This window comes from Microbacterium sp. SORGH_AS_1204 (assembly GCF_030818935.1).
In the GTDB taxonomy this organism is placed as follows: domain Bacteria; phylum Actinomycetota; class Actinomycetes; order Actinomycetales; family Microbacteriaceae; genus Microbacterium.
In genome coordinates, this window is sequence record NZ_JAUTBD010000001.1 from 3,166,363 (window position 1) to 3,179,108 (window position 12,746).

General features: G+C 70.4%; 14 protein-coding genes. 6 read left to right on the forward strand and 8 right to left on the reverse strand.

Annotated elements, in window-relative coordinates; all coding sequences use genetic code 11:
• Positions 1–54: 54 nt before the first annotated feature.
• Complete coding sequence (locus tag QE410_RS14585) at positions 55–276, reverse strand: hypothetical protein (RefSeq protein WP_307333347.1); 222 nt, start codon at positions 274–276, stop codon at positions 55–57.
• A 25-nt stretch (positions 277–301) separates the two neighbouring features.
• Here QE410_RS14585 and QE410_RS14590 point away from each other — a divergent pair, with 25 nt between their 5' ends.
• On the forward strand, positions 302–817 hold the full coding sequence (locus QE410_RS14590; protein ID WP_307333348.1) for a CGNR zinc finger domain-containing protein: 516 nt from the start codon (positions 302–304) through the stop codon (positions 815–817).
• 1,092 nt (positions 818–1,909) lie between these two features.
• Here QE410_RS14590 and QE410_RS14595 read toward each other — a convergent pair.
• Genes QE410_RS14595 through QE410_RS14625 form a run of 7 tightly spaced genes read right to left on the reverse strand, consistent with a single transcriptional unit; the run spans position 1,910 to position 7,450 of the window.
• On the reverse strand, positions 1,910–2,914 hold the full coding sequence (locus QE410_RS14595) for a HoxN/HupN/NixA family nickel/cobalt transporter (protein WP_307333350.1): 1,005 nt from the start codon (positions 2,912–2,914) through the stop codon (positions 1,910–1,912).
• Positions 2,902–3,642: an urease accessory protein UreD gene (locus QE410_RS14600; RefSeq protein ID WP_307333352.1), complete on the reverse strand. Its 741-nt coding sequence runs from the start codon at positions 3,640–3,642 to the stop codon at positions 2,902–2,904. Before QE410_RS14600 ends, QE410_RS14595 begins: the two co-directional genes overlap by 13 nt.
• Positions 3,639–4,463, reverse strand: coding sequence for an urease accessory protein UreG (gene ureG / locus QE410_RS14605; RefSeq protein ID WP_373459349.1), 825 nt, complete (start codon positions 4,461–4,463; stop codon positions 3,639–3,641). Before ureG ends, QE410_RS14600 begins: the two co-directional genes overlap by 4 nt.
• Complete coding sequence (locus QE410_RS14610) at positions 4,429–5,103, reverse strand: urease accessory protein UreF (protein ID WP_307333355.1); 675 nt, start codon at positions 5,101–5,103, stop codon at positions 4,429–4,431. The genes ureG and QE410_RS14610 overlap by 35 nt, the downstream gene beginning before the upstream one ends.
• Positions 5,103–6,806, reverse strand: a complete 1,704-nt coding sequence (locus tag QE410_RS14615; RefSeq protein WP_307333356.1) for an urease subunit alpha — start codon at positions 6,804–6,806, stop codon at positions 5,103–5,105. Before QE410_RS14615 ends, QE410_RS14610 begins: the two co-directional genes overlap by 1 nt.
• Entirely contained in the window at positions 6,806–7,138 is a 333-nt protein-coding gene (ureB, locus tag QE410_RS14620; RefSeq protein WP_307333357.1) for an urease subunit beta, read from the reverse strand. Before ureB ends, QE410_RS14615 begins: the two co-directional genes overlap by 1 nt.
• Before the next feature lie 9 nt (positions 7,139–7,147).
• A complete protein-coding gene (locus tag QE410_RS14625) occupies positions 7,148–7,450 on the reverse strand; it encodes an urease subunit gamma (RefSeq protein WP_307333358.1) in 303 nt (100 codons plus the stop codon).
• A gap of 439 nt (positions 7,451–7,889) precedes the next feature.
• On the opposite strand from QE410_RS14625, the gene urtA reads away from it, so the two are divergent.
• From urtA to urtE, 5 genes are all read left to right on the forward strand, one after another.
• Positions 7,890–9,191: an urea ABC transporter substrate-binding protein gene (gene urtA, locus QE410_RS14630; protein WP_307333359.1), complete on the forward strand. Its 1,302-nt coding sequence runs from the start codon at positions 7,890–7,892 to the stop codon at positions 9,189–9,191.
• A 103-nt stretch (positions 9,192–9,294) separates the two neighbouring features.
• Entirely contained in the window at positions 9,295–10,179 is an 885-nt protein-coding gene (gene urtB, locus QE410_RS14635) for an urea ABC transporter permease subunit UrtB (RefSeq protein WP_307333360.1), read from the forward strand.
• Positions 10,176–11,282: an urea ABC transporter permease subunit UrtC gene (gene urtC, locus QE410_RS14640; protein ID WP_307333361.1), complete on the forward strand. Its 1,107-nt coding sequence runs from the start codon at positions 10,176–10,178 to the stop codon at positions 11,280–11,282. Before urtB ends, urtC begins: the two co-directional genes overlap by 4 nt.
• Positions 11,279–12,055, forward strand: a complete 777-nt coding sequence (gene urtD / locus QE410_RS14645) for an urea ABC transporter ATP-binding protein UrtD (RefSeq protein ID WP_307333362.1) — start codon at positions 11,279–11,281, stop codon at positions 12,053–12,055. The genes urtC and urtD overlap by 4 nt, the downstream gene beginning before the upstream one ends.
• A complete protein-coding gene (gene urtE / locus QE410_RS14650) occupies positions 12,055–12,735 on the forward strand; it encodes an urea ABC transporter ATP-binding subunit UrtE (RefSeq protein ID WP_307333363.1) in 681 nt (226 codons plus the stop codon). Before urtD ends, urtE begins: the two co-directional genes overlap by 1 nt.
• Positions 12,736–12,746 lie beyond the last annotated feature (11 nt).

Genomic DNA, 12,746 nt, shown 5'->3' on the forward strand with positions numbered 1-12,746 from the left:
CCACGGTAACCCGGGCCACCGACACGAACCCCTCCGTCGGAACCACCGGCCGGATCAGCCCACTGGGGAGGAGGGGCGCGCTCCGCCGATCTCGCGCGAAAGGGCGGATGCCGGGGCGATCGCCGGCGGGTCGAGGTCGACGCGTCGCGCGACGCAGGTGACGCAGCGCACGTAGCGGATGCGACCCTCGCTCGTCGCGTGCACCGACTCGGTGACCCACGCGTGTTCGTGGACGGGGGCGGGCGCTGCGGTGGGGAGGAGGCGGGAGACGGTCATGACCCCACAGTGATGTAATGCCGTTATGCATCTCAACCCTTACGGTGAGTACGCGGTCCTCCTCGCCGCATCCCTCGCCAACGACTGGCCCGACGACCGGGCGGGAATCGAGGAACGCACGAGAGAGCACGGCATGACGATGCGCTTCCCCGTGGCATCCGGAGACCACATCGCCACGCGACAGGTCATCGACGAGTGGCTGCGCGTCGTGGATGCCGACGACCCCGACGAACGTGCCGGCCTGCTGAATGCGCAGATGGCGGCGGTGACGGCGTATCCGCGCCTCACCGACCACGACGGTGAAGGGTGGCACCTTCACTACCGCGACAGTGACGACACGCTTCCGCGCGTCCTCGCGGCGGTCATCTCGGTCGGCACATCGCTGCACCTGGTCACCCGCGGGATGAACCGCCTCAGCCGCTGCGCCGCCGACCCCTGCGACAACGTGGTCGTCGACGTCACGCGCAACGGCCGACAGCGCTACTGCTCGGTGCGGTGCGCGAACCGCGCCGCCGTACGCCGGCACCGCGCTCGCGCGTGACGTCCCGGCCTCGGGGCTCGCGCCGCACCGGCGGCGAGAAACGGCATCCGCAACGAAACATGCCACGTCGACGCGTTTATCGCTGTGGATAGCGTTTATCGCGAAGGCACGCAGCGCGAGGCTGCCGCCGACACAGCGCTGCAGCGACACCACGGCCGTGCGCCTGCGCTGCAGGCCCGCGCCGTACCGCACCGCACCGGTGTCGGCGGCAGCGGCGTCGCTGTCGCTGTCGCCGTCGCCGTCGCCGTCGCCGTCGCCGTCGCCGTCGCCGAGAAACGGCATCCACAGGAGGGAAACGCCGCGCCAACGCGTTCCTCCCCGCAGATCGCGTTTATCGGCGAGCACCCCACGCGCTCTGAGCGCGCCCGCCGACGCAGCGCATTCCGCGAGAAACGGCATCCGCAGAAAGAAACGCCGCGCCAACGCGTTCCTCCCCGCAGATCGCGTTTATCAGCGAGCACCCCACGCAACGTGAGCCCGCCGCCGACGCAGCGCTGCGCCAACACCACCGACGCGGCGAGCCCTGCACCGCCCGCACCGCACCGGTGTCGGCGGTGGCGGCGGCGGCGGCGGCGGCGAGAAACGGCATCCACAGGAAGAAACGCCGCGCCAACACGTTCCTCCCCGCAGATCGCGTTTATCAGCGAGCACCCCTCGCGCCGTGAGCCCGCCGCCGACGCGGCACAATCCGCGAGAAACGGCATCCGCAGGAAGAAACGCCCCTACGCCGCGTTCCTCCCCGCAGATCGCGTTTATCGGCGAGCACCCCACGCGCCGTGAGCCCGCCCACCGACGCAGCGCATTCCGCGAGAAACGGCATTCACAGGAAGAAACGCCCCTACGCCGCGTTCCTCCCCGCAGATCGCATTTATCAGCGAGCACCCCACGCAACGTGAGCGCGCCCGCCGACGCAGCGCCGCGCCAACACCACCGACGCGGCGAGCACTGCACCGCCCGCGCCGCACCGCACCGCACCGCACCGCACCGCACCGGCGGCGGTGTCGGCGGCGGCGGCGGCGGCGAGAAACGGCATCCACAGGAAGAAACGCCGCAACGCCGCGTTCCTCCCCGCAGATCGCGTTTATCGCCCGACTACGGCGCGAACGACACGCCCCGCCGCCGACGCGACATCGCCCAGCTCAGGCCCCACGCCACGAGCAGCACGGCGACGATGACGAAGCCGAACACGTCGAGGTCGGTTGCGGCGACCGCCTGCACCGGGGCCCAGCCCACGCCTGCCGTGTCGACGAGCACGCCGCACATGCCGACCACCCCGACGACGAGCGCGACGCTGATCGAGATCGACATGAGCGCGATGTTGTACCGGCGCCGTCGCCCAGGGCTATCGACCGACCAGCGGTAGATCTGCGCCGTGACGATGCTGTTGAGACCGTCGCACGTCGCCATGCCGGCGGCGAACAGCAGCGGTACGACCATCGCCGCCTGCCAGGGCAGCGCCGCCCCGGCGCCGCCCGCGAGCACGAGGATCGCGATGGTCGACGCCGTGTCGAAGCCGAGCCCGAACAGCAGCCCGACGATGAAGAGCTTCCACGGCGCATCAAGCGTCGCCGACAGACGACTGATGAGCAGAGACACCGGCCCGCCTCCGCGCGCGCGATCCCCGTGCGCCCCGCGGCCGCGCACCAGTCCCACCAGGATCCACAGGTTCACGGCGGCCATCGCCAGCAGGAACAAGCTCGATACCGTGGGTCCCCACACGCCCGTGGCGACCGCGAGCGGGGAGTCTTCCGACCCGAGCTGCGCGGTGAGCGCCCCCACGCCCGCCGTGACGAGCCCCACCGCCACCACGACCACCGTCGAGTGCCCGAGCGCGAACCACAGCCCCACGCCGGAGGGGTCTTTTCCGTCGTCGGTGAGCTTGCGACTGGTGTTGTCGATCGCGGCGATGTGGTCGGCGTCGAAGGCGTGGCGCACCCCGAGCAGAAATGCCGTGACGGCCATGCCGACCCCCGTCGCGGCCGTTCCCAGCGATGCCTCGCTCGGCACGAGCACCAGCGCCATCAGGGTCCAGCTGATGACGAGCATCAGCCCGATCGTCAACAGCACGCCGCGCGCGGCCGGGGTCAGCCGGCGCACGCCAGCACCTCCGTCTCGCGGTGCGCGACGACCGCGGCGCGCCACAGCTCCCCCAACGGGCTATGGTGCGCCGCGTCGCCGAGGTGGCGCAGCGTGGTGCCCTCGCCGGCGAGATCGAGCCGCGCGATCCCCGTCTCGTCCACCGGGCCGAGTCGCTCGCCGAGCACCACGATGCTGTCCATCACGCGGGCTCGACCGAGCACGCCGGGCTCCGGCCGATCGCCGCGCACCTCGAGGGTCTCGCGCAGCAGCGGTCCCGTGGCATCCGTCGCATCCAGGTCGGAGCGCAGCCGGCCGCCTGCCTCGCCCGCGCGCCCCAGCACGAGGGTCTCGCGCAGGGCGACGGAGGATCCGGATGCCAGGCGCAGCACCGTTGAGCGCAGGAGCTCCCCGTCGGCGGTGACCACCGTGGGCAGCCCCTCCCAGGTGAGGCGCGCCCCGGGCGCGAGGGTGATGACCGCGTGCCAGCCCGAGGGCTCGTCGCCGAGGTCGGGCCGGCCGTAGACGACGAGTCCGCCGATGTCGACCAGGTCGAGCGTGCACCCTTCCCCCACGCGGATGTCGAGGTGCACGTGATCGCCGGGGAGCAGCATCGCGCGCCCGGCGACGAGGGCGACCTCGACCCGGCGGCCGCGCCGCGCGACCAGGCGCGGGACGATGAGCTCGCCCGCGAGGGAGTACGCCGCGTCCGTACCGCGCGGCGCGACCTCGACGACCGTCGTGCTCACCCGCGCGCCCCGGCGGGCGCGTGATCGTGCGGGTGCGCGTGGTCATCGTGAGCGTGTGAGTGGGCGTGGTCGCCGCCCTCGTGGTCGTGCACGTGAAGGTATCCCTCGCCGTCTTCGTCGGCGTGGAAGTGCGGCGCCATCGGGCCCGGGTCCTGCGGCACGTGCGAACCGCTCACGTGTGCGGCGATCATCGACAGCACCCAGCTCTTCAGCGTCGCCACCGAGTCGGCATCCGTTCGCGAGAGCGCGAGCACCGGGCGCCCGTCGCGAGCCTCGGTGGCGTCGGCGACCATGCGCGGCACGTCGACACCGACGTAGGGCGCGAGGTCGGTCTTGTTGACCACGAGGAGGTCGGCGCGGGCGATACCGGGACCGCCCTTGCGCGCCACGTCTCCGCCGCCGGCGACATCGAGCACGAAGATCTGCGCATCGACGAGCGCGGGCGAGAAGGTGGCCGTGAGGTTGTCGCCGCCCGACTCGATGACGACGAGGTCGAGCGGCGCGAAGGCGCGCTCGAGGTCTTCGGCGGCGAGCAGGTTCGCGGTGGGATCGTCGCGGATCGCCGTATGCGGGCACGCCCCGGTCTCGACCGCGACGATGCGCTCGGGATCGAGCACCCCCGCCGAGCGCAGGAACCGTGCGTCTTCGTCGGTGTAGATGTCGTTGGTGATGACGCCGATGCGGATCTCGTTCGCGAGGGCGCGGCAGAGCGTCGCGATCAGTGACGACTTGCCGGTGCCGACGGGACCGGCGACGCCGAGGCGCAGGGCGCGGGTGGGGGTGTTCTCAGGCACGGAAGAGCCTCCTACGTGATCGGGCATGGGCTTCGGCCCACGCTTCGGACTGCGGCGCGGATGCCGCGGGGATATCGGACGGATCGCTGAGGGATGCCACGCTGTCGAGGTGGCCGTCGACCTCGGCGCACAGGGCGGCCACGAGAGAGACCAACGCGAGCGGGTCTCGGGGTTCGAGCTTGAGGATGGCCGCCGTCGCCGCCTGGAGGTCTTCGTAGACGACGAGTCGGGCGAGCTCGCCCGCCCCGATAGCGAGACCGGACGCCAGAACGCCGAGAACGCAGGGCCGGGGTGGTGGCGTGCGACGCTCGCGCCACTCCAGGAGCACCCGGTCGCCGGGCAGCAACTCGGTCCCCACCCGCAGATAGCCCCGCGCGAGGAGCCGCGACGCGTCGCGTTGCGCCGCACTCGGGGTGCGGGCCTCCCACGCCTTCTCGACCGCGCCCAGGTCGCCGCCCGCGCGGTACTGCGCGAGCGTGACCACCGCCGTGCCCGCCTCCACCAGCGTCGTCGTGCGCACGCGGGCCCGCAGCAGCGCCGGCAGCTCCGCGGGGTCGAGACCCGCCAGGAGCGCCGGCTCGACGCCCGCGGACTGCGCGTGCGCGCCCGACGGCAGGCGCGAGTCGGCCAGCAGCAGCGTGGCGAACAGGGGGGCGACGGATGCCATCAGAACAGCTGATAGAGCTGGGCGAGCGGGAGCAAGGAGGCCGGGGCCGCCTCGACCTGCTCGCCGTCGATGCTGATGTCGAACGTGTCGGGGCGGATGTCGATCCGCGGCAGCGCGTCGTTGTTGCGCATGTCGGCCTTGCCGACCTCGCGCGTGGATTTCAGCGGCAGCAGGCGGCGCGACAGCCCGAGCCGCTCTTCGAGGCCGGCGGCGAGCGCGTGCGGCGACACGAACGACACCGAGAGCGTCGCGCCGATGGCATCCGCGAACGAGGGCCGCATGAGCACGGGCTGCGGGGTCGGGATTGACGCGTTGGGGTCGCCCAGCGCCCCCCAGACGAGCCCGCCGCCCTTCATGACGACCGCGGGGCGGAAGCCGAAGAAGCGCGGGTCCCACAGCACCAGGTCGGCGAGACGCCCGACCTCGATGGAGCCGACCTCGTGGTCGATGCCGTGCGCGATGGCCGGGTTGACCGTGTACTTCGCCACGTACCGACGCGCGCGCTCGTTGTCGGCGGGCAGGGTCGTTCCGAGGCTCCCGCGGCGGGCCTTCATGACGTGGGCCACCTGCCAGGTGCGCGTGACGACCTCGCCGATGCGGCCCATCGCCTGGGCGTCCGACGACGTGATGGAGATGGCCCCCATGTCGTGCAGGATGTCCTCGGCCGCGATCGTGGTGGCTCGGATGCGCGACTCCGCGAACGCGAGGTCCTCCGGCACCCCTGGGTTGAGGTGGTGGCAGACCATCAGCATGTCGAGGTGCTCGGCCACCGTGTTCACGGTGTGCGGCAGCGTCGGGTTCGTGGACCCGGGGATGACGTACGGCAGGCTCGCGATCGAGAGGATGTCGGGCGCGTGTCCGCCGCCGGCGCCCTCGACGTGGAAGGCGTGGATGCTGCGCCCCGCCATCGCGTCGATGGTGGACTCGACGAACCCCGCCTCGTTGAGCGAGTCGCTGTGCAGGGCGACCTGCAGCCCCCAGTCCTCCGCCGCCTGCAGGCTCGCGTCGATCGCGGCGGGGGTCGAGCCCCAGTCCTCGTGCACCTTGTAGCCGGCGGCCCCGGCGAGCGCCTGCTCCTCGAACGCGGCGCGCGAGACGGTGTTGCCCTTGCCCAGCAGCAGCACGTTCACCGGCAGCCGGTCGAGGGAGCGGTGCATCTGCTCCAGGTGCCAGGCGCCGGGCGTCACCGTGGTGGCCTTGGAGCCTTCGGAGGGCCCCGTGCCTCCGCCGACGATCGTGGTGATGCCCGTCGCGAGCGCCTCGTGGATCTGCGACGGCGAGAGCAGGTGCACGTGGGAGTCGATGCCGCCCGCGGTGAGGATGCGTCCCTCCCCGGAGATGACGTCGGTCGACGGCCCGATCACCAGGCGCGGGTCGACGCCGTCGGCGATGTCGGGGTTGCCGGCGCGGCCGATGCCGACGATCCGCCCGTCGCGGATGCCCACGTCGGCGCGGACGATGCCCCACCAGTCCAGGATGATCGCGTTCGTGATGACGGTGTCGAGCGCCCCGTCGGCCCGCGACCACGTGCTCTGCGCCATCGACTCGCGGATGGACTTGCCGCCGCCGAACACGGCCTCCTCGCCGCCGACGGTGAGGTCCTGCTCGATCTCGATCCAGAGGTCCGTGTCGCCGAGGCGAATCTGATCGCCGGCGGTCGGTCCGTAGATGCGCGCGTAGCGCTCCCTGTCGATGTGCACCATCAGCGCGTCCCCTCGGTATCGATCTGGATGCCGGGAACCCGGCGTGCGCCGCGGAGGGCCACCGCGTCGACGCGCTTGGACACCCCCGGTTCGAAACGTTCGGACGTGCCCGAGGGGATGTCGAGGCGGAACCCCTCGGCATCCGCCCGGTCGAACTCAAGCGCTGTGTTGACCTGCGCGAGATGGATGTGCGAGCCGATCTGCACGGGACGGTCGCCCGTGTTGACGATGACGAACTCGCGCCGCTCGTCGGGGCCCCGATCGGCGTTCAGCTCGATCGACCCCGGACGTACGCGGACCGCGCCCGGCCCCTCTGACGTACCTGATGCCATGACGACTCCTCAGTCGATCGGGTGGTGAAGGGTCACGAGCTTGCGCCCGTCGGGAAAGGTCGCCTCGACCTGCACGTCGGTGAGCATGTCGGCGACGCCGTCCATGACGTCGGCGCGGCCCAGCACCGTGCGGCCCTCGGTCATGAGCTGGGCGACCTCGGCCCCCTCGCGGGCCCGCTCGATGACCCAGGTCGACAGCAGCGCGACAGCCTCCGGGTGGTTGAGGCGGACGCCTCTCTCGCGGCGGTCGCGCGCGACCATACCGGCCACGGCGAGCAGCAGCTTCTCGGTGTCTGCGGGTGACAGATGCATGCGCCCTCTCCGACTTCAGCACGCGGCATCCGAAGGTCGCCACGTGTGTCTCATCACTGACATCTCCCCGACATCGACCGTCGTTTCGGTCAGGTCCGGGGACTGTCACGAGTCTGTCATTCACCCGGCCGACCCTTGCGCCGACATCAGGCCTTGAAGCGCGAGAAGACGCGGTTTTCCCCGTATTTACGCGGAAATCAGCCCGCATGTTTTACATGCTGGACATGATCGAGAAATGGCAGTGCAATGCCGCGGTCCCACTGTGAGACCACCCGACACCGGCGGCGAAGTTCTGTCGCCACCGGATGCGGAGCGAGAAGCGAGCAGCACCTGCGGGGGCGGCACTGCCGCGTCGTCGCCCTCTCCTTCGCCTCGCATGTCGGCGAGAACCGCTCGCACGCACCATCTGCACCTCCCTCACACCGAAACGGAGCACAGCATGACCACGACCCGACGACCGCGCCTCCGGGCGCTGATGACCCTCGGAGCCGTCACCGCGACAGCCGCCCTCGTGCTGTCGGGCTGCGGCGCCAAGGCCGGCGACGCCACCGCCGGAGCCTCGGCGGAGGCCTCCGCCAGCTGCGTCGACACCTCCGGCGACACCATCAAGCTCGGCTTCCTCAACTCCCTCACCGGCGGCATGGCCATCTCGGAGAAGACCGTCTCGAACGTGCTGCACATGGCCGCCGACGAGATCAACGCCGACGGCGGCATCCTCGGCAAGCAGATCGAGTACGTGCAGGAAGACGGCGCGACCGACTGGCCGACCTTCGCCGAGAAGACCGAGAAGCTCCTCACCCAGGACTGCGTCGCCGCGATCTTCGGCGGCTGGACCTCGTCGTCGCGCAAGGCTGTGAAGCCCGTCGTCGAGAAGCACAACGGCCTGTTCTTCTACCCCGTGCAGTACGAGGGCCTGGAGTCGTCGCCGAACATCTACTACACCGGCGCAACGACCAACCAGCAGATCATCCCCGCCATGGACTTCCTGGCCTCCCAGGGCGTGAAGAAGCTGTTCCTCGCGGGGTCGGACTACGTGTTCCCCCGCACCGCGAACGCGATCATCAAGCTGTACGCGGCCAAGCTCGGCATCGAGATCGTCGGCGAGGAGTACGTGCCGCTCGACAAGGACGACTGGACCACGCAGGTCGCCAAGATCGTCGCGGCCAAGCCCGACTACGTCTTCAACACCATCAACGGCTCCTCGAACGTCGGCTTCGTGAAGGCCTACTACGACGCCGGTCTCTCGCCCGAGACGACGCCGATCATCTCGGTGTCCATCGCCGAAGAGGAAGCGCCCGCGATGGGCCACTCGGTCACCGGCAACTACGCGTCGTGGAACTACTTCCAGTCGCTCGACACCCCGAACAACCCGAAGTTCATCGCGGACTGGAAGGCCTACCCGGGCAGCAGCGGCGTGACCAGCGACCCGATGGAAGCCGCGTACATCTCGATGTACCTCTACAAGGCGCTCGCCGAGAAGGCCGGCTCGTTCGACGTGGATGCCATCAACGCGGCGGCCAAGGCCGGCGGCATCACCGTCGACGCTCCCGAGGGCGTCGTGACGCTCGACGGTGACAACCACCACATCTCCAAGCCCGGCCACATCGGCCGCATCAACGATCAGAACCAGTTCGACATCGTCTGGGCGTCCGACGGCTTCATCGAGCCCGACCCGTACCTCGAGGGCTACGACTGGTTCCCCGCCGACGTGCGCGACGCGCTCGTGAAGGCCGCGGGCTGACCTTCCTCCCCCGGGCTCCGGGTCGGCGACGACCCGGAGCCCCTCCCCCTCGCGTCGCCCCGGGCGGCGCCCACGCACGCTTCAGAAAGAAGGGAGGCACCGCATGGAAGCTCTCATTCCACCCCTACTGAACGGCACGGCGCTGGGCGCTCTGCTGCTCCTGGCTGCCCTCGGCCTCACGCTCACGTTCGGGCAGATGGGGGTGATCAACATGGCGCACGGCGAGTTCATCATGGCCGGCGCCTTCGTCGCGTACCTCACTCAGCTCGTCGTACCCGACAGCAACATCTCGATCCCCCTGGCCCTGCCCGTCGCCTTCGTCATCGCCGGGCTGCTCGGCCTGCTGCTCGAGGCCTCGATCATCCGCTGGATGTACCGCCGCCCGCTCGACACGCTCCTCGTCACCGTCGGTGTCTCTCTCGTGCTGCAGCAGATCGCGCTGCAGATCTTCCCCGCCCAGGGCGTTCCCGTCGAGAACCCCGAGTGGCTGCAGGGACAGGTCGACGTCCTCGGCTACGCCTGGCCGCTGCGTCAGGTGTTCACCATCGTCCTCGCCGCGGTGTGCGTCGCCGCCCTCGCCGCCTGGCTGAAGTACAGCCCGTTCGGGCGCCGCATCCGCGCCACCGTGCAGAACCGCGACCTCGCCGAGACCGTCGGCGTGCGTACCCGTTCGGTCGACCGCCTGACGTTCTTCATCGGCTCCGGACTCGCCGGGGTCGCGGGCGTTGCGGCATCCCTCATCGGTGGCACGAACTCGCAGATGGGCGCGCAGTACATCATCCCGGCCTTCCTCGTGGTCGTCGCCGGGGGCATCGGCCAGATCGCCGGCACGGTGATCGCGGCCTGGGCCGTCGGTGTGGCGATGTCGCTGTTCGCCGACTGGACCACCGGCAGCCTCGCGCAGGTCATCGCCTTCGCCCTGGTGGTCGTCTTCCTTCAGATCCGCCCGCAGGGGCTGTTCTCCGTTCGCACCAGGGGGCTCGCATGAGCGTCGTCAAGAGACTCGCCCCGTGGGGCTCGCTCATCGGCATCGCCGTCTTCGCGGTTCTGCTGCTCGTCGTCGCGCCACTGCTGCTCTCGCCGCACTGGATCAACAACCTCGGCAAGTACTGCACGTGGGCCATTGTCGCCGTCGGGATCGGACTGGTCTGGGGCCGCGGCGGCATGCTCGTGATGGGCCAGGGCGTCTTCTTCGGCCTCGGTGCCTACGCCATGGCGATGCACCTGACCCTCGAGACCGCGGGGCCCGACGCCACGCCGACCTTCATGATCCTGTACGACCCCCTGGCATCCATCCCCGCCTTCTGGGAGCCGTTCCGAAGCGACGCCTTCACCCTGGTCGCCATCGTGCTGCTCCCGGTGGTGGTGGCCGGCGTCCTGGGCTTCGCGCTGTTCAAGCGACGCGTGAAGGGCGCCTACCTCGCGATCCTCACCCAGGCGCTCGCGGTGGCGCTGGCCGTGCTCATCAGCTCGACGATCCGCGAGACCGGGGGCGACACGGGCCTGAGCGGCTTCAAGTACTTCTTCGGGTACGTGCTCGACGACGACGCCAACAAGCTCATGCTGTTCCTCATCGCCGCGGGCCTGCTCATCGCGTGCATGCTCGTGTCGTGGCAGCTGCGGCGCAGCCGCTTCGGCGAGGTGCTGCTGGCGACGCGGGATGCCGAGGAGCGCGTGCGTTTCCTCGGGTACGACCCGGCCAACATCAAGCTCGTCGCCTTCGTCATCGCCGCGGTCATGGCGAGCATCGGCGGGGCCCTGTTCGTGCCGATCGTCGGCATCATCACCCCGCAGGAGATCGGCGCCTCGGCATCCATCCTCATGATCGCCGGCGTCGCCCTCGGCGGGCGCGCGTCGCTCTTCGGGCCCGTTCTCGGGGCGATGGCGATCGGGTGGGGGCAGTCGAGCCTGGCCTCCGGCTGGCCCGAGGGCTGGATCTACCTGCTGGGCCTTGTCTTCATCCTCGTGACCCTGTTCCTGCCGGGCGGCCTCGCGTCGCTGATCAGCACCGGGGTGGCGTCGCTGCGCGGGCGCCGGGGCGCTCCGACGCCCCGCGAACAGGCCTCCGTCCCCCAGAAGGAGCTGGCATGAGCCGCGACATCCGCGACGCGTCGGTGCAGGTGTCCGACCTCACCGTGTCCTTCGACGGCTTCGTGGCCGTCGACCACGTCGACCTGACCCTGCGTCCCGGCGAGGTCCACTTCCTCATCGGCCCCAACGGTGCCGGCAAGACCACCCTCGTCGACGCACTGACGGGGCTCGTTCCCGCCACCGGCACCGCGATATTCGAGGGCCGCGACCTCGTGGCGATGAAGACCAACCGCATCGTGCGCGCAGGCGTCGGCCGCACCTTCCAGACGGCCACGGTGTTCGACGAACTGTCGGTGCTGCAGAACCTCGACATCGCGGGGGGCCTGCATCGCAAGGCCTGGCAGCTGGCGTTCGCGCGCAAGGCGGTGCCCGAGTACGTCGAGCGGGCACTGGAGACCATCGGCCTGCAGGATCTGCGCGACCGCCCCGCCGGCATCCTCGCCCACGGGCAGAAGCAGTGGCTCGAGATCGGGATGCTGCTCGTGCAAGACGCCCGGGTGATGTTCCTCGACGAGCCCGTCGCGGGCATGAACGGCGACGAGCGCGACGAGACCGGCGAGTTGCTGCGGCGCATCGGCGCCGACCGCACCGTCGTGGTGATCGAGCACGACATGGACTTCGTCCGCACCTACGCCGACTGGGTGAGCGTGCTGCACGCGGGTGCACTGCTCACCGAGGGCACCGTGGAACAGGTGCAGGCCGACCCGCGGGTGCAGACGGTCTACCTGGGGTCCGCCGCCGACGCGGCGGTCGAGAGCGAAGGGAACCACTGATGCTGGAGATCATCGGCGTCACCGCCGGTTACGGCCGCACCGAGGTGCTGCACGACGTCTCGATCGAGGTGCCCACCGGTGGGGCGATATCGGTCATGGGCCACAACGGCGCCGGCAAGACGACGCTCCTGCGGGTGGCGACGGGTCTGCTGCCCGTCATGCGCGGCCGCGTGCTGCTCGACGGCGAGGACGTCACCCGGATGCCGCCGTCGAAGCGCGTCGAGCGGGGCCTGGGATACGTGCCCCAGGGGCAGCAGTGCTTCCCGCAGCTCACCACGCGCGAAAACCTGCAGCTGACGATGAAGAAGCAGTCCGACCTCGACGAGGTGCTGAGCCTGTTCCCCGTGCTCGGCGAGCTCTCCACCCGCCGCGCCGGTCTGCTGTCGGGCGGGCAGCGGCAGCAGTTGGCGATCGCACGGACGCTGCTGACCAAGCCGCGCCTGCTCGTGCTCGACGAGCCCACCGAGGGCATCCAGCCCAACGTCGTGGCCGACATCGAACGCGTGATCATCGACCTCACCCGCCGCGGCGACCTGTCGGTGCTGCTCGTCGAGCAGCACGTCGGCTTCGCGCTGCGCTCGACCGACCGCTTCTACGTGGTGAAATCCGGTCGGGTCGCGGTCAGCGGCGAGGGCGGAGCGGATGCCGTGGGGGCCGTCCGCGAGGCCATGGCCATCTGACGCGTTTCGTC